Source organism: Hymenobacter gelipurpurascens (genome assembly GCF_900187375.1).
Lineage (GTDB): Bacteria > Bacteroidota > Bacteroidia > Cytophagales > Hymenobacteraceae > Hymenobacter > Hymenobacter gelipurpurascens.
Genome location: NZ_FYEW01000003.1, coordinates 1 through 16,125 on the forward strand (window position 1 = coordinate 1; position 16,125 = coordinate 16,125).

At 55.0% G+C, this 16,125-nt stretch carries 13 protein-coding genes, 2 tRNA genes and 1 rRNA gene; 11 read left to right on the forward strand and 5 right to left on the reverse strand.

The genetic code is table 11. The annotated features are described in order from the left end of the window. Together rrf and CFT68_RS18300 are read left to right on the forward strand one after the other, a co-directional pair. Nucleotides 1–85, forward strand: a 5S ribosomal RNA gene (gene rrf / locus CFT68_RS22495); the annotation flags it as partial. Nucleotides 86–470: 385 nt separating this feature from the next. Continuing rightward, nucleotides 471–2,747, forward strand: coding sequence for a GH92 family glycosyl hydrolase (locus CFT68_RS18300; protein ID WP_245815447.1), 2,277 nt, complete (start codon nt 471–473; stop codon nt 2,745–2,747). An 86-nt stretch (nt 2,748–2,833) separates the two neighbouring features. On the opposite strand, the gene CFT68_RS18305 is transcribed toward CFT68_RS18300, so the two are convergent. Beyond that, nucleotides 2,834–3,310 carry a DUF4293 domain-containing protein gene (locus CFT68_RS18305; protein WP_088845136.1) on the reverse strand — a complete coding sequence of 159 codons (477 nt, stop codon included), beginning with the start codon at nt 3,308–3,310 and terminating at the stop codon, nt 2,834–2,836. Between the two features lie 93 nt (nt 3,311–3,403). Here CFT68_RS18305 and CFT68_RS18310 point away from each other — a divergent pair, with 93 nt between their 5' ends. The 5 genes from CFT68_RS18310 (at nt 3,404) to CFT68_RS18330 (ending at nt 8,580) form a co-directional block, all read left to right on the forward strand. After that, nucleotides 3,404–4,603, forward strand: coding sequence for a thiolase family protein (locus CFT68_RS18310; protein WP_088845137.1), 1,200 nt, complete (start codon nt 3,404–3,406; stop codon nt 4,601–4,603). Nucleotides 4,604–4,678: 75 nt separating this feature from the next. Further along, the gene (locus CFT68_RS18315; protein ID WP_212590441.1) at nt 4,679–5,218 is read left to right on the forward strand and encodes a GNAT family N-acetyltransferase; all 540 of its coding nucleotides are present in this window, start codon (nt 4,679–4,681) and stop codon (nt 5,216–5,218) included. 50 nt (nt 5,219–5,268) lie between these two features. After that, nucleotides 5,269–6,060, forward strand: coding sequence for a tRNA pseudouridine(38-40) synthase TruA (gene truA / locus CFT68_RS18320; protein ID WP_088845138.1), 792 nt, complete (start codon nt 5,269–5,271; stop codon nt 6,058–6,060). 117 nt (nt 6,061–6,177) lie between these two features. Next, nucleotides 6,178–7,953, forward strand: coding sequence for an ABC transporter ATP-binding protein (locus CFT68_RS18325; RefSeq protein ID WP_088845139.1), 1,776 nt, complete (start codon nt 6,178–6,180; stop codon nt 7,951–7,953). Between the two features lie 105 nt (nt 7,954–8,058). Then, complete coding sequence (locus CFT68_RS18330; RefSeq protein ID WP_088845140.1) at nt 8,059–8,580, forward strand: hypothetical protein; 522 nt, start codon at nt 8,059–8,061, stop codon at nt 8,578–8,580. An 84-nt stretch (nt 8,581–8,664) separates the two neighbouring features. Here CFT68_RS18330 and CFT68_RS18335 read toward each other — a convergent pair whose 3' ends face one another. Beyond that, nucleotides 8,665–9,363, reverse strand: a complete 699-nt coding sequence (locus CFT68_RS18335) for a hypothetical protein (RefSeq protein ID WP_088845141.1) — start codon at nt 9,361–9,363, stop codon at nt 8,665–8,667. Nucleotides 9,364–9,814: 451 nt separating this feature from the next. On the opposite strand from CFT68_RS18335, the gene CFT68_RS18340 reads away from it, so the two are divergent. Both CFT68_RS18340 and CFT68_RS18345 read left to right on the forward strand, forming a co-directional pair. After that, nucleotides 9,815–10,972 (forward strand): zinc-dependent alcohol dehydrogenase, encoded by a 1,158-nt coding sequence (locus CFT68_RS18340; protein ID WP_088845142.1) that lies wholly within the window; start codon nt 9,815–9,817, stop codon nt 10,970–10,972. A gap of 8 nt (nt 10,973–10,980) precedes the next feature. Then, entirely contained in the window at nt 10,981–11,490 is a 510-nt protein-coding gene (locus CFT68_RS18345) for a hypothetical protein (RefSeq protein ID WP_088845143.1), read from the forward strand. Nucleotides 11,491–11,620: 130 nt separating this feature from the next. On the opposite strand, the gene CFT68_RS18350 is transcribed toward CFT68_RS18345, so the two are convergent. Both CFT68_RS18350 and CFT68_RS18355 read right to left on the reverse strand, forming a co-directional pair. Continuing rightward, nucleotides 11,621–11,694 (reverse strand) — tRNA-Pro (locus tag CFT68_RS18350). A 105-nt stretch (nt 11,695–11,799) separates the two neighbouring features. Further along, nucleotides 11,800–11,873 (reverse strand) — tRNA-Pro (locus tag CFT68_RS18355). 307 nt (nt 11,874–12,180) lie between these two features. On the opposite strand from CFT68_RS18355, the gene CFT68_RS21985 reads away from it, so the two are divergent. Then, nucleotides 12,181–12,684, forward strand: coding sequence for a T9SS type A sorting domain-containing protein (locus CFT68_RS21985; protein ID WP_212590442.1), 504 nt, complete (start codon nt 12,181–12,183; stop codon nt 12,682–12,684). Nucleotides 12,685–12,789: 105 nt separating this feature from the next. After that, nucleotides 12,790–13,929, forward strand: coding sequence for an NAD(P)/FAD-dependent oxidoreductase (locus tag CFT68_RS18365; RefSeq protein ID WP_088845145.1), 1,140 nt, complete (start codon nt 12,790–12,792; stop codon nt 13,927–13,929). 75 nt (nt 13,930–14,004) lie between these two features. On the opposite strand, the gene CFT68_RS18370 is transcribed toward CFT68_RS18365, so the two are convergent. After that, the gene (locus tag CFT68_RS18370; RefSeq protein ID WP_088845146.1) at nt 14,005–15,789 is read right to left on the reverse strand and encodes an ABC transporter ATP-binding protein; all 1,785 of its coding nucleotides are present in this window, start codon (nt 15,787–15,789) and stop codon (nt 14,005–14,007) included. Nucleotides 15,790–16,125: the final 336 nt, after the last annotated feature.

Genomic DNA, 16,125 nt, shown 5'->3' on the forward strand with positions numbered 1-16,125 from the left:
CTCTTCCCATTCCGAACAGAGTCGTTAAGCCCCGGAGCGCCCATGGTACTGCCTTCACCGGCGGGAGAGTAGGTCGCCGCCAACCTTACTAGTGCGAAGAGCCGCCCCCTTGTGGTGTGCGTCCCTCCCCCCCCCCGGGTAGGCGATGCCCCCGACGGAGGCGGCTCTTCCTCGTTTATACATACCCCCACGCGCTGTTTCCTGCCGCACTAAAGGGATGAGGGCGGTATGTCATTAACTATTTACTGTAGTAACTGAGTTGCTCTTTACTGAGGCCCCTAGGCCACTTGCATTGTGTAAGTGGCCTAGGGGCCTCGTTTATTTAGTGAAAGGCAAACTGAGGGATGTGCAATGGCTTCAAACATACTGTTGAAGTAATAATTAAGAGGAATACGGACAGCTATGTACCTTGGGCGCTTATCATCATAAGAGACCTTGACCGTATGAAAAGATCTATTATCGCATTATTAATGAGCATTCCGTTCTATGGGGCGGCACAAGTTAAGAGCCCCGATAATTTAGTCCAGTATGCGCATCCTATAGTCGGTACGCAGAAAATGGGACATACATTTCCAGGAGCTACTGTTCCTTTTGGGGCAGTTCAGCTAAGCCCTGACACCGATACCATCAGTTATGAGCAGGATGGTAAGTATAACCCTGATGTGTATAAGTACTGTGCTGGGTACCAATATGAGGACAAGTCTATAGTTGGGTTTAGCCACACCCACTTCAGCGGTACAGGCCATTCAGACTTAGGTGACTTTCTGATTATGCCTACTACAGGAGCGTTGCAGCTAAATCCTGGGACTGCGGACAAGCCGCAAAGTGGGTACCGGTCGGTCTACTCACATAAAACCGAGGTTGCGGAACCGGCCTATTATAGTGTCAGGCTCGAAGACCACAACATTCTGGCTGAGTTGACTGCTACAAATCGAGTGGGCTTTCATCAGTATACTTTCCCCAAGTCAGATCAGGCCCATATTATCCTTGATCTGATGGCGGGCATCTATAATTATCCTGATAAGAATGTCTGGACGTTCGTGCGGGTAGAGAATGATTCGCTCGTGACGGGATACCGGCAGACAAACGGCTGGGCCCGCACGCGTACAGTTTATTTTGCACTACAGTTTTCCAAGCCATTCAAACAATACGGTAGCCGGAGGTACGACAAGAAACAGGCCTACCGTGGTTTCTGGGGGAGGTTCGATCAAACTAAAAACTTCCCAGACTTAGCCGGTGAACAGCTTCGGATGTACTTCGATTTTAAGACGACGGAAGGAGAGAAGATCAAACTCAAGTTTGCATTGTCGCCGGTGAGTACAGATGGGGCTTTGAAGAACCTGCGGGCTGAAGCTCCTGGTTGGGACTTCGAGCAGGTGAAGCGCCAAGGGCAACAACTATGGCAGCAGGAGCTGAGCCGGGTGGCAATTCAGGCAGCAAAGCGGGAGGATAAGGATAACTTTTATACGGCACTCTATCATGCTTTCCTCAGCCCAACCACTTATATGGATGTGGATGGGCAGTATAGAGGCCTAGATCAGAATACGCATAAAGCAGAGGGCTTCACGAACTACACCACATTTTCGCTCTGGGATACGTACCGGGCGCTGCATCCACTCTTTAATCTGGTACAGCCAAAGCGCAATGCCGATATGGTGCAGTCGATGATGGCGCACTTTGAGCAGAGCGCGGAGCATATGCTGCCGGTTTGGTCGCACTACGCGAATGAGAACTGGTGCATGATTGGCTACCACAGCGTGCCGGTTATTGCTGATGCCATAGTAAAAGGGAATACTCCTTTCGATGCAAATAAGGCTCTAGATGCCTGCGTGACGACAGCCCGGCAGCAGTGGTATGATGGCCTAGGCCACTATCTACAGCTTGGCTATGTGCCCGAAGACAAAAGTGGCTCCTCCGTATCTAAAACGTTGGAGTACGCTTACGATGACTGGTGCATTGCACAAGCAGCGCAGAAGCTGGGCCGGCAGGATATCTATCAGGAGTTTAGCAAGCGGGCCAGCAACTGGCAGAACGTATATGACGCTCGTATCGGCTTCATGCGGCCGAAGATGAGTGACGGTACCTTCCGCAAAGAATTTGATGTGCTCAGCACCAACAACCAGGGCTTTATTGAGGGCAACGCCTGGAACTACAGCCTATATGTACCGCAGGATCCGGGCAAGCTGATTCAGCTGATGGGCGGCAACCAGAAGTTCGTGCCGCATCTGGATTCGCTTTTCACGATGCATCTGCCAGACAAATTCTTCGCCGAAACCGAGGACATTACCCGCGACGGAATCATTGGCAACTACGTGCATGGCAATGAGCCGGCTCACCATGCGGCTTACCTCTATAACTGGACGGATCAGCCCTGGAAAACGCAGGAACGGGTGCGCATGATTATCAAGCGCATGTATCACCCGACGCCCGATGGCCTGGGCGGCAATGATGATTGTGGGCAGATGAGCGCCTGGTATGTTTTCACGGCTCTGGGCTTCTACCCGGTGGCGCCGGGTTCTGATGAGTATGCACTGGGCAGCCCAGTCGTGCAGGGCGCCACATTACGACTGGAGAATGGCAAGACGTTCACTATTCAAGTGAAAAACCAGAGCGACAAGAATGTGTATGTGAAGCAGGCAACGCTGAATGGCAAAATCCTGACGCGGCCCTTTCTAAAACACAGTGACATTGTGCAAGGCGGCGAACTGGTCTTTACGATGAGCGCTAGGCCAGTAGGCAAGCTCTAGTTGCCGAGGGGAGGCCTAGGCCACTACACCGCATAAAAAAAAGCTCCCACGCAAGTAGGAGCCTTTTTCGTTGAAAGGGTGTTTGGCTAACGAAGACGGTCCATGCTGCGGACTAGTTGCTCGTCGCGGCGGATGAAGCGGTTGGCGAGCAGGTTTAGCAGCAGGGCCAGCGTAGGCAGGTAGAAACCGGCCTGGAAAGTACCGGGCATCTTGACGTTGAGCATTTGCTCGCCGAGGCTGGAAAAGTAAAAGCCAGCGCCGATAGTAGCCACAATCAGCAGGAAGTTGACCATGCCTAGCTTGAGCTGCATGAAGCGGTTGCGGAATTGGAAGATTTCGAAGAGCGCCACCAAAGTGGAAGCAGCAGCCAAAGCGGCTACTGGCCAAGTGCTCGTTGAAACGGACATGCCGGCATCGGCATTCTCGTAGGCCAGTTGGAAGGCGGTCATTACCAGCGTCTGACCGCTAACCGGATCGGTTTTGCTCCAGATCGGCAGAAACAATACGCTCAACATGGCCAAGGAGAGCAACAGCAGAAATACGCTTTGGATTCTTTGTATCATCTTTGTGTTTTGACAGTTCAGACTACGATTCTCCCCGCCTGAGCGGGCTGGCAAAAGTAGCCAACTAGACCGGAATAACTGCATTATACGCCAATGCCAACCGCATACATCGTGGACGCTGTCCGCACCCCTATTGCCAAATTTGGTGGCGCGCTGAGTAGCGTGCGCCCCGACGATTTAGCCGCGCTTGTATTGCGTGAGCTGCTGCGCCGCAATCCTTCCCTCGATAAATCAGCCATTGAAGACGTAATTATTGGAGCCGCCAACCAGGCTGGCGAAGACAATCGCAACGTGGCCCGAATGGCGGCGCTGCTGGCGGGCTTGCCTATCACGGTACCGGGTGTTACCGTCAACCGGCTTTGTGCCTCTGGCCTACAAAGCATTATGGATGCTTCGCGGGCTATTAAGGCGGGCGAAGGTGACATCTATTTGGCAGGTGGCGCCGAGAGTATGACCCGGGCCCCTTTCGTGATGGCCAAGTCGGCTACAGCTTTTGCCCGCGACTTTATGGCCCACGATACAACGCTGGGCTGGCGCTTTGTAAATCCGAAGCTCTCTAAAATGCACCACCCGTACGCGATGGGCGAGACAGCAGAGAACGTGGCCCGGAAGTACGGCATCACGCGTGAGGAACAGGATGCATTTGCCTTCAACACCCAACAGAAATACCAGCGAGCCTACGAGAAAGGTCGGTTCCGGAAGGAAATTGTGCCAGTGTTCCTACCCCAGCCCAAGGGTGATACGGCCATGTTTGACCAAGACGAGCCACCGCGCATTTCGAGCATGGAAAAACTGGGTACTATCCGGCCGGCTTTCCAGGTGGATGGCACCGTGACGGCGGGCAACTCTGCGGGTATTAATGATGGCGCGGCGGCAGTTATTGTGGTAAGCGAGGAAGCCCTGAAGCGCTATAACCTGAAGCCAATGGCTCGGGTAGTTTCGTCGGCAGTAGTAGGCGTTGACCCCGCTTATATGGGCCTGGGGCCGGTGCCCGCTACGCAGAAAGTGCTGCAGCGTGCGGGTCTGACCTTACAGGACATGGACCTGATTGAGCTGAACGAAGCATTCGCAGCCCAAAGTATTGCCTGCATCCGGGACTTGGACCTCGACACCAGCAAAATCAATGTGAACGGCGGTTCTATTGCTATCGGACACCCTCTGGGAGCTAGTGGTTCGCGCATCACGGCCACGCTGCTCCACGAAATGCAGCGCCGAGAAGGGGTACGCTATGGCCTGGCTACGATGTGTGTGGGCGTAGGCCAGGGTGCCGCCGTGATTTACGAAAAGATGTAAGGCTACCGCTGCCGCCGAGCGACCTACCAGCCTGGTAGGCCACTCGGTGGCAGCACGGTATATGTTGCGCCTGCCATGATGAGTCCGCTGCTGAAGCCTACGCTGGAGCTACCGATACTGGGGGCACGTTTGCGCCCGTGGCGGTTTTCTGATGCCGCGGCACTGGCTCATTTTGCCAACGATAAAGCTGTCTGGCAGAACCTACGCGACACATTCCCGCACCCCTATACCACGCAGGACGCCGAGTTTTTCCTGTCATTGGTAGCTGACGACCAGCGCGACCTGTATCTCGCCATTGAAGTGGAGGGAGTAGCGGTGGGTAGCATTGGCGTACATTTTAAGACGGATGTGCGCCGGCGCTCTGCAGAGGTGGGCTACTGGCTGGCGCAGGAGCAGTGGGGCAAAGGGCTGGCTACGGCAGCCACCAAAGTAGTGTCTGACTATGTGCTGGCTCGCTTTGATGTGTGTCGGCTCTACGCGGTGGTATTCGAAAGCAATGCCGCATCGGCGCGAGTATTGGAAAAAGCGGGCTACGAGCTGGAGGCGCGGCTGCGGCGTAGCATCACCAAGGACGGGCAAACGCTGGATTCTCTGCTCTACGCGTTAGTTGTATAGGCCTAGGCCACTCCGGCGAGTGTTCTGGCTCTTCATTTAATCTTCTCCACTTGCGGTACTTTCTTCACTTGGCCTACGATGGCTCCCAGTACCACGGCTGGCAGCATCAGCCCAACACCAGCACGGTGCAACGGGAACTGGACCGCTGCCTTTCGCAAGTGCTGCGCCAGCCCGTGTATTCACTTGGCAGTGGCCGCACCGATTCGGGCGTGCACGCCAGCCACCAGGTAGCGCACTTCGATGCCGAACTGCCCGACACGCTGGATCTGGAAACGCTGCTCTACCGCCTCAATCGGGCCCTCCCGAGCGACATTCGGGCCCAAGCCGTGCATCCGGTGTCCGATCAGGCCCATGCTCGCTACGACGCCAAAATCCGCACCTATGAGTACCACGTCCGGCTAGTGCCCGACCCCTTCAGCCCCAATTTTTCGCTCTACCTAGATCGGAAGCCCGATGTGGAGGCAATGAACCAGGCGGCCGCCATGCTCCTCGGCACCCACGACTTCACGAGTTTCTCGAAAGTAAAGGGCAGCGAGAAGCACTACATGTGTACCTGCTATGAGGCGGGCTGGCACGAAGTGCCGGGTGGCCTCGTGTTCCGGATTCGGGCCAACCGCTTTGTGCGCGGCATGGTGCGGCTGGTGGTGGGCACCTTGCTCACGGTAGGTCGGGGTAAAATGTCGCCCGAGGAATTCGGGCGGGTCTTTACTTCCCTCAACCGCGTACATGCCAGTGGCGCGGCGTTGGCCAATGGGCTGTTTCTGTGCCGCGTAGAATACCCGGCCGAGTTGGTGGCCGGCGTAGACCTGCCCACCGGATTACCGTACTTCTCGAAAGTATAAGTGCAGGCGTGGCGCTAGGCCTGTCGTTTGGCCCAGAGTACTAGTTGCTTTGCCGAACGACAAACGAATACCTGGCCTAGCCTGTTAGCCTCTTATCTATTACCCCTTCCCACCCGAATGGAGCAAGCTACTACTGCCACGAAAAGCGGCAATATCTTCGACTGGCAGGTACTGCGCCGGTTGATGACGTACGTGCGGCCGTATCAGCGCATCTTTTACTTCCTGATTTTCCTGACCATTGCCACGGCGGCGTTGGGCACGTTGCGGCCCTTCCTGATTCAGCGCATGGTGGACGTGACCATTGAGCAGAGCGACTGGTCGGGCCTGAACCGCATGTTTGCCTTGCTGCTGGTGTTGCTGGTGGCCCATGCCATCGTCAGCTACCTCCAAACCTATTTCGGCGGGTGGCTAGGCCAGTACATTGTGCGCGATATTCGGGTTGACCTCTACAAGCATATCCTGGACCTGCGGCTGAAGTTCTTCGACCGCACGCCCATCGGGGTGCTCGTGACGCGCAATATTTCCGATGTGGAAACCCTGTCGGATGTATTCAGCGAAGGGCTGGCGGCCATGATTGGCGACATTCTGCAACTGGTGTTCATCATGGCCTTCATGTTCTACATTGATTGGCGCCTGACACTGGTGAGCTTGGCCGTGATTCCTCCGCTGCTGTTCAGCACCTATGTGTTCAAAGAGAAGGTGAAGAAGTCGTTTCAGGAGGTGCGCACGGCTGTGGCCAACCTGAACTCCTTCGTACAGGAACACCTCACGGGCATGAACGTGGTCCAGATCTTCAACAACGAGGAACGCGAATTTCGCAAGTTTGAGAAGATCAATCAGGAGCACACCCGCGCCAACATTCGCTCGGTGCTCTACTACAGCATCTACTTCCCGGTGGCCGAAGTGCTGGCTGCTGCTGGCGTAGGCCTGTTGGTGTGGTACGCCGCGCAGGGGCAGATTGAAGGCACCATTTCAAAGGGCGCCCTCATTGCCTTCATCATGTACAACGCGCTGTTCTTTCGCCCTATCCGCCAGATTGCTGACCGTTTCAATACGCTGCAGCTAGGCCTGGTAAGCACCGAGCGCCTACTGAAACTGCTCGACAGCAAGGAGATGATTGCCGACAACGGCACCTATATCCCCACCGACTTGCGCGGCGACGTGCAGTTTGATAACGTCTGGTTTGCCTACAACGACGAAGAGTGGGTGCTGCGCGATGTAAACTTTGAGGTGCAGGCCGGCCAGACGATTGCCTTTGTAGGCGCTACTGGCGCCGGCAAAACCAGCATTATCAACCTGCTCAGCCGGTTCTACGAAATCAACAAAGGCACCATTCGTATTGATGGCCACGACCTGCGCGAGTACGACCTCAAGGACCTGCGCCGCCACATTGGGGTAGTACTGCAAGACGTATTCCTGTTCGCCGGTACCATCCGCGACAACATCACGCTGGGCAAAGACGACATCACCGACGAGCAAATATGGGAAGCCGCTGACTTGGTGGGTGCCCGCCGCTTTATTGAGCGCCTGCCGGGTGGCCTACAGTACGAGGTGATGGAGCGCGGCGCCACGCTTTCCGTAGGTCAGCGTCAGCTCATAAGTTTTGTGCGGGCCATGGTCTACCAGCCGCGCATTATCATTCTGGATGAAGCTACTTCATCCGTTGACTCTGAGACGGAAGAGCTGATTCAGGAGGCCATTGAGAAGCTAATGCAGGGTCGCACCTCGCTGGTTATTGCCCACCGCCTGAGCACCATCCAGAAAGCCGACCGCATCATTGTTCTCGATAAAGGCGAAATCAAGGAAGCCGGTAACCACGAGGAGCTGTTGCGCCATCAGGGCTTCTACGCCCAGCTCTACCAGATGCAATACAAAGGCGTGCTGGAAGGCTAGGGGAGTGGCCTAGGCCACCTCTCACTACCAGAAATAGCGCGCGGTGCTGTTTCTTTGTGCCTCGGTGAATGCATCTTTCGCACTTCGCCGCTTTTTTTTACCTACATGAATCGAATATTTCTCGCGCTGAGCCTGATTCTGGGCATTGGTTTCACGGCCACTTATTGGAAGATGGGTGGCTTCAAAGCGGCCACCGTTACCCCGGAAACGCTGGCCCAGCCATACTTCGTGGCCGGCCATTACTACGAAGGCCCCGCCAATGATGAAGCCTTCGGGGAGCTGACGCGCCGGGCCTACGAGCTGCGCCGCACCGGCAAAATCCGCGGCGACTTCGGTAATATCTTCTACAACAGTCCCGAGGATACCCGCACCGCCGCTAAAGTCTTCGTAGGCCTGGTAGTAGCTGATACCACCCAAAAACTGCCTGCTGATTACAAGTACCGCGTATTCCCGGCTGGCCAGAAAGTGCTACATGCTCACATCGATGCCGGCTACATGGTGGCCCCCGATAAGCTTTACGGCGGCATCAAGGATTTCGCCAAGGAAAATAAGCTCACTCTCCAGGATATCTACCTGGAGCGGTTCCCGGAAAAAGGGGAGCCAGAGGTGGTAGCGGTTCTGAAGTAAACAGTACGCGTAAGATCAAAGCACAAAGCCGGCCTGGAGTTTATCCGGGCCGGCTTTGTGTTTCTAAAGTACGTGCGACTGAACTTACCGGCCTAAGTAGTAGGAGGCTCCAAGTGCCAGGTTATTGAAGCTGAAATTAGCCCCAAAGCTTGATCGGGTTTCTTTGCGGCCAGGTTGAGTGGAGGGGGAATTATCGTTGTTGGCGGTACTACGGTTGTAGCCAATGCCGCCGAAAGTTAGCTCAAGGCCCAGCTTAGCAACTGGGAAGAATACAAGGGCAGGCGTTAGGTAGGTGTAGACGGAGTAGCCAGTGTTCTTGGTCGAGAGCCGGTTGGCACTACTGAAATCAGTTGTGTTCCACTCATGAGAATAACCGGCCGAAAGCTGGCCATACAGCCCAAAAGCTTCAGTGGGTAAATAATAGTAGCGCAGGAAAGGAGCGGCGTACACAGTGTTTGCGCGACCTACTTGTGTAAACTTGTCTAAAGAGTTTCCGTCATAATACGGATACGTTGATTTGCTGGAGCTAAAGCCGGCCGTGATGCCAGCCGCCAGATTATTGGCCACAAATATTCCTGCACTCGGGTTAATGTTAAAGTTCCGGGTCTTGCTTTCGTACGTCTGCTGGCTGGCCGGAAAATTTGGGTCGGTTGTAGAAAGTTTGTTGCTATTATAGCTGAAGCTGCCGCCTAATAGCTTGGTTCCGGTAGGTATCTGTGCTTGGGCGTCGCACGCATGAACAATAACTCTTAGAGATAAGAAGGTAACTACTAGCTTTTTCATGTGATGGAAATAAAGTGAGGTGGCCTAGAAAAAATTACACTAACCCACCAACGTGCTATAGATGTAGGAAGTATGTAGTTATACAAATTATTGAATGAATAAGTATATGGCTGAGGGGTGCGCCGTTAGGCCACTCAGAGCTTAAAATTCGAATTGGGCACATGCCAAGTACACAGGCGCGACATTGCTCTTCCCAGTTCAACAAGGAAAAAAAAGCCTACTGCGTAGCCATATAAAAACTAGGTCTTTATACGGATGCCAAGAGCCCATTTTCGCGGTATAAGTACGTATTTACCTCTGATTATTCTAGTTATAGAAACCTTCCCTAGGCAGGTAAGTAAAGTTTAGCAGCGTTACGAAGGCTAATTCTCTGCTGCATACATGCTGAGCACCTTGGCATACGCTACGAACTTTCCTTAATGTCCCACCTGAACCTTAAAGCAAGATTCTTATGCTAGCAATGGATTACCGGGGCCCCAAGCGGGTCCGAGCCAGCCAGAAACCCATGCCCGAAATCAAGCATCCGCAGGATGCTATTGTGCGGGTTACTCGCTCCTGTATTTGCGGCTCCGACTTGCACTTATATAACGGCAACGTGCCCGATACCCGCGTTGGCTCCACCTTCGGGCACGAGTTCATTGGTATTGTGGAAGAAGTAGGTCCCGACGTGACAAAGATCAAAGTCGGTGACCATGTACTAGTACCCTTCAATGTAGCCTGCGGCGAATGCCACTTCTGTAAGCAAGGTATGTTCGGCAACTGTCACGAGTCGAACACCCAGGCCAGTGCGGTAGGCGGTATTTTCGGCTATTCGCATACGGCTGGTGGCTACAATGGCGGCCAGGCCGAGTATGCGCGGGTACCCTACGCTAACGTAGGCCCAACCGTGATTCCGGAGGGCATGGACCTTGATGACGCTGTATTGCTGACGGACGTAGTTCCAACTGGTTATCAGGCCGCCGAAATGGCCGGTATTCAAACCGGCGATACCGTGGTTGTGTTTGGTGCTGGCCCAGTAGGTATTATGGCGGCCCGGTGCTGCTGGTTATTTGGCGCCGGTCGTGTTATCATTATTGATAAAGAAGACTACCGTCTCGAATTCGCCAAGAATTACGCCAACTGCGAGGCCTACAACTTCGAGAAGGACATGGATGATCCGGTGGTGTTCATCAAGAAAATCACGGATTATATGGGGGCCGACTGCGTGATTGATGCCGTAGGCGCCGAGGCGGCTGGCAATGCCATGCAAACCATTACGGGCCGTAAATTACTGTTGCAGGCAGGTTCTGCTACGGCATTGCACTGGGCCGTAAACTCGGTGAAGAAAGGCGGGGTTGTCTCCATTGTGGGCGTATACGGGCCTACCGATAACCTAGTGCCCATGGGCAATGTGCTAAATAAAGGCCTGACCATCAGGGCAAATCAGGCATCTGTCAAACGCTTGCTGCCGCGCCTGATTGAGCACGTACAGAATGGCACCATCAATCCGAAGGCATTGATTACGCACCGTATTCCGCTGGAGGAAATAGCCGATGGTTACCGGATGTTCTCTGCAAAGCTGGACAACTGCATCAAGCCGTTGCTGGTATTCCCCGATGCTAAAATCTAACGACGACCATGAAAAATATCGTAGCAAATGACCCGCAGAAGCTGAAAGGCTGGGGGGTGGATGCAGATCCGAAGAATGATCCTACGTACCCCATGCGGGAACGGATGAACGTATCGCAGGACCCCGACAGCAAGCATCGCCCAAAGCAGCAGCCCATTGAAGTAGAACTGCTCAAATCCATTGAGCGCCCGACGGTGTCGGCTGTTTATGGGGAGTCGGCGCCACCAAGTGGGTTAAGCGGCATGATTCGTCGGTTCGCGTTCAAATACAGCGAATCGCACTATGGCCACTGGTTGCCTTTGTTGGTAGCCGACCGCGTAAACGTGGTGGAAGGAGTGCTAGATGATCTGATGCACGGCCACGTTCCGAATATCTTCGCCGAAAAAGGCTACAAATCGGAGTGGAAGCACAACCGTACTGCTTTCCTTACCAAGATGACCACAATTGCCCTGGTGACTACTGGCGCCGTACTGCTGCTCACCCGAGACAACGGTAAGAAGCGCCGTTATAAAGTGTAAACCTGGCCTGCCACTGGCCTACAGTGAGTTATTACTTAGTGTGTAGACCAGTAAGCGCGCTTTAGTAAAGTAGCATAATCACACAGAAGCCCGCTCAACCATTGGTTGGGCGGGCTTCTGTGTGTTGGCGTCGGGGTGGCAGGATTCGAACCTACGGCCTCGTCGTCCCGAACGACGCGCGCTACCGGGCTGCGCTACACCCCGAAAACTACTGCGCCTGAACGCGCAACTGCTAGTACTGGTACTGTATTGGCCGAAAAAAGCCTCCGGGTGGGGTTCCCAGAGGCTTTTCGAACAAGAATTCTTCGGTCGGAGTGGCAGGATTCGAACCTACGACCTCCAGCACCCCATGCTGGCGCGATACCAGGCTACGCTACACCCCGATGAATTATGCCACAAATGTAAGAGCCCCCTGCCTCCTGCGCAACCTTTTGCCTGATTTTTTATCTCCCCTATCTGCACAGGAAATGGTGGGCGCTTGCGGCTAGGAAGGTATGCGCTTCATATGTCGGAAGTTGAGCCGAGAAAGGGTAGGAAAAATATTTGTAAATAATTGTGTTTCGAAAGGCAAATATGGAATGCGATTTGCCCGGTTTCGCGCAGTGATGCGGCGAAGGAGAGGGGAAGCAAGCGAAGAAACTGCTATCTTTACAGATACCGTATCGTTCAAAACTTTATATAGGAACGCGTATGAAAACTTTTACTTTTCTGGGATGCCTGTTTACCATGCTGCTCTCTTGGAGTTCAGCGCAGGCACAAACAAAAACGGCCAAGCCGGTAGCGGCTAAGCCAACGGCTGCGGCCGCCAAACCTGTTGCTAAACCAGCAGGGGCCGCCAAACCAGTAGCTGCGCCTGTAGCAGCAGCACCCAAATTGCCAGAGACAGCCCTTGCTGCGGCCCCACCCTCCCTCATCACTGATAAGATGGAGACGCCCGCCGCCAACACGGATGCCCTGAAGGTGCGCGCCGAAACGAACCCACTTACCAAGCGCCTCACTGTGCGGACGAATGCTGCCGGCCCTACCCGGGTAGAGCTCAACGGCACCGATGGCCGCCCAGTCATCACCCGTGATATCATGGCCGGAACCGACGCCGTGGTGCTGGATATCAGCAACCTGCCCGCCGGCTCTTACATCGTGCAGTGCAGTTCCGGGGAGCGGCGCGGGATGAAGCGCGTTTCGGTAGGCCAGTAGATAGTCGGCCACAATATTTTGGTAAGCCCCGCTAATCTATTGGCGGGGCTTATTCTTTGCCCGAACTTTCTGCGGCTGCGGTACGCAAACTAACGCTTCATTCACATGGCTTTGCACAATCTTTCCTACTGGGAGCATCAGGCTTTTCTCCACGGGTCAGATGTGGTGATAGTTGGGGGCGGGCTTGTGGGGCTGACCGCGGCCATCTATACCCGCCAGCTTCGCCCTACGGCGCGGGTGCTGGTGCTGGAGCGCGATGTACTGCCCAACGGGGCCAGTACCAAAAATGCGGGGTTTGCCTGTTTTGGTAGTATCTCGGAGCTGCTGGAGCAGGAGGGGCGTGGTGGTACTGAGGCGCTGTTGGCTGTCGTACGGGCCCGCTGGGATGGCCTACGCCGCTTGCGTGAGCTGCTGGGCGACGAGCCTATCCGTTACCAGCCGGAAGGTGGCTTTGAGCTGTTCCGCCCAGAAGACAAGGACATAGCCGCAACCTGCCAGAAACACATAGCCTATTACAATGAGCTGCTGGCTCCGCTCATCGAGCACACCAATATTTTCCGCGACGCCTCTCCTCGTATAGCCTCGTTGGGATTGGCTGGTACTGCCGTTATGCTGGAGAATACGGCCGAAGGCAGCCTCGATACCGGCCAGATGATGCAGGCACTGCTGCGCAAAGCCTGGGCCGCAGGCGTTACAGTATTGCATGGCTGCCCGGTGCTGGGAGTGGAGGCGGCACATGGCAACGTCCGGGTGCAGCTGGAAGGGCTGGAGTTGCAAGCAGGGCAGGTGCTGGTGGCTACTAACGCGTTCAGTCGCGAGTTGCTGCCAGGCCTAGACGTGATTCCGGGCCGGGGGCAAGTGCTCGTGACGGAGCCAATACCTGGCCTACAGCTGCCGGGCACGTTTCACTATGATAAAGGCTATTATTACTTCCGCCAGGTAGGGGAGCGGGTGCTGCTGGGCGGTGGCCGCAACCTCGATTTTCAGGCGGAGGAAACCACCGAGTCGGGCATTACCCCTCTGGTGCAGCAGCGCCTGGAGCAATTGCTGCACGAAGTAATCCTGCCCGGCCGTCGGCCCCGCATCGACTACCGGTGGAGTGGGGTGATGGGCTTCGGGCGTGAGCTGGAGCCTATCATTCGGGAGGTAGAGCCGGGTTTATTCGTGGCGGTGCGCTGCAACGGTATGGGCGTAGCTATGGGCGCCGGCAGTGGCTGGCAAGCCGCGAAGCTGATAAGTAAATAAGTGGCTCTGCTCTCGCTTGTGCTGGCGGACGGAGTAACTCGCGGGTACCATCGTAGCGGGGCGCAGCAAAGTGGCCTAGGCCTCTTCGCTCTGCAACTGGCGTTCGTAGAGCGCTCTATACAGGCCGGTGGCGTCCTGCATAAGGTCTTCGTGGGTGCCATGCTGCACAATCACGCCATCATCCAGCACCAGAATCTGATCGGCGAGCTTGACCGATGACACGCGGTGAGAAATGATGAGGCTGGTCCGGTTGTGCATGATGCGCTGCAAGGCGCTCAGGATAGCATTTTCCGTGTTGGTGTCTACGGCCGAAAGGGCATCATCGAGAATCAGAATCTTCGGCTCCTTTACCAAGGCCCGCGCAATACTTACGCGCTGTTTTTGACCGCCCGAAAGGGTAATGCCCCGCTCGCCCAGTTTCGTGTCGAAGCCTTCGGGGAAGCGGATAATGTTCTCATACACGTTAGCATCCTTGGCTGCCTGAATCATGCGCTCCTCCGTGGAGCTCTCCAGGCCGAAGTTGATGTTGCTGCGGATAGAATCAGAGAACAGAAACACATCCTGTGGTACATAGCCGATCTGCTCACGCAAGGAGCTAAGTGAAAGGTCGCGCACATCTACTCCATCAACGGTAATGCTGCCGCTGGTCACATCATAGAGGCGGCTGAGCAGGGCGGCTACGGTGCTTTTGCCGGAACCCGTGTTGCCAATAACGGCCAAGGTCTCGCCGGGATGAATGCGGAACGATACGTCGCGCAGGGCCTGGATTCCGGTATCGGGGTACGTGAACGTGACGTGGTCGAAGAGGATTTCGCCTTTGATATCCAGCTCCAGGTTTTGGCGCGAAACAATGTCGGTTTTCTGATCCAGGAACTCGTTGATGCGGGCCTGGGAAGCCTGGGCGCGCTGCACGAGGCTGCTGGTCCAGCCCAGCGCCGTTACAGGCCAGGTGAGCAGGTTCACGTAAATCAGGAACTCCGCAATGCTGCCTGTAGTAATAGTGCCTCGGATGACTTCCTGCCCCCCAATCCAGACGGTGACGATGGTGCTGAGACCTACCAGAAACAGAATCAGCGGGAAGAACAACGAGTTGACGAAGTTCAGGCTCAGGGACTTATCCTTATAGTTATCCGAAGCTACGGAGAACTGCCGGTGCGAATCTTCCTCCCGCACGAACGACTTCAGGACCCGGATTCCCGAAAAGGCTTCCTGCACAAAGGTAGTCATGCTGGCCAGGGAGCGTTGGATTTCGTCGGATTTGCGCTCGATGAGGTTGTTGACGTAGAAAATACTGATGCTGAGAATAGGCAGCGGCAGCAGCGTGTAGATCGTGAGCTTCACGTTCACCATGAACATAAGCGGCACGATGAGCACGAACAGAATCACGAGCTGCATAAAGTACATGAGCGCTGGCCCCACGTACATACGCACCCGGCCTACATCTTCAGAAATCCGCGACATCAGGTCGCCGGTACTGTTGCGGCGGTAGAAGGAAAGGGGCAACGACTGGTAATGCTGGTAGATTTCGTTCTTCTGGTCGTTCTCAATCAGCCGCGACATCACGATGAGCGTCTGGCGCATAAAGAACAGGAAGATGCCGCGCAGCAAGGCCATGCCCACGATCAGGATGCCATACAGCAGCACGTTGCGCCCAAACAGCTCGTACACGCCGCTTTGAGCCTGCGTGCCCTCATATAGATAGTAGAGGTCGATGCCTTCGCCTACCAGATCGAAGGCGTAGCGGACAATCTGAGCCGGAAAAATAGCCAGCAGCGTACTCAGCGCCACGAAGAGCACCCCGCCCAGGAAGTGCCATTTATAACGAAGAATATATTTGTTGGTAGCAGATAAAGCGCGCACAGAAGAGTGGGTTGGGGGAGTTTAGCAGTTTGGAAGATAGAAAGTTAGAAACGGGCTCCAGGGTTTCGCTCTAGGCCACTTTCGGATCTTGCCGACTGGCCTAGACCTTGTTCTAACGCTCTCGCTCCCAAACCTCTAAATACCGGGGCAGTGAGGGGAAAAGACAACACCCCGGTGGCTTAAGTCGGAAAAACAGGCTACTTTTGCACCCGAATTGCGGGAGCAGTAGGACCGGAATGTTGGAACGCTTCGCGGCTATATGTCGTCTGACCGACGGAAGGTATACCACCCAGGCCATCCGTTTAAACGATACGCGAAGCATCCTATCCAGTTACT

What these genes read in the sequence shown, in the direction of transcription:
- CFT68_RS18300 (WP_245815447.1), top strand. Translation starts at nt 471, where the DNA reads ATGAGCATTCCGTTCTATGGGGCGGCACAAGTTAAGAGCCCCGATAAT.
- CFT68_RS18305 (WP_088845136.1), bottom strand. Translation starts at nt 3,310, where the DNA reads ATGATACAAAGAATCCAAAGCGTATTTCTGCTGTTGCTCTCCTTGGCC.
- CFT68_RS18310 (WP_088845137.1), top strand. Translation starts at nt 3,404, where the DNA reads ATGCCAACCGCATACATCGTGGACGCTGTCCGCACCCCTATTGCCAAA.
- CFT68_RS18315 (WP_212590441.1), top strand. Translation starts at nt 4,679, where the DNA reads ATGATGAGTCCGCTGCTGAAGCCTACGCTGGAGCTACCGATACTGGGG.
- CFT68_RS18325 (WP_088845139.1), top strand. Translation starts at nt 6,178, where the DNA reads ATGGAGCAAGCTACTACTGCCACGAAAAGCGGCAATATCTTCGACTGG.
- CFT68_RS18330 (WP_088845140.1), top strand. Translation starts at nt 8,059, where the DNA reads ATGAATCGAATATTTCTCGCGCTGAGCCTGATTCTGGGCATTGGTTTC.
- CFT68_RS18335 (WP_088845141.1), bottom strand. Translation starts at nt 9,363, where the DNA reads ATGAAAAAGCTAGTAGTTACCTTCTTATCTCTAAGAGTTATTGTTCAT.
- CFT68_RS18340 (WP_088845142.1), top strand. Translation starts at nt 9,815, where the DNA reads ATGCTAGCAATGGATTACCGGGGCCCCAAGCGGGTCCGAGCCAGCCAG.
- CFT68_RS18345 (WP_088845143.1), top strand. Translation starts at nt 10,981, where the DNA reads ATGAAAAATATCGTAGCAAATGACCCGCAGAAGCTGAAAGGCTGGGGG.
- CFT68_RS21985 (WP_212590442.1), top strand. Translation starts at nt 12,181, where the DNA reads ATGAAAACTTTTACTTTTCTGGGATGCCTGTTTACCATGCTGCTCTCT.
- CFT68_RS18365 (WP_088845145.1), top strand. Translation starts at nt 12,790, where the DNA reads ATGGCTTTGCACAATCTTTCCTACTGGGAGCATCAGGCTTTTCTCCAC.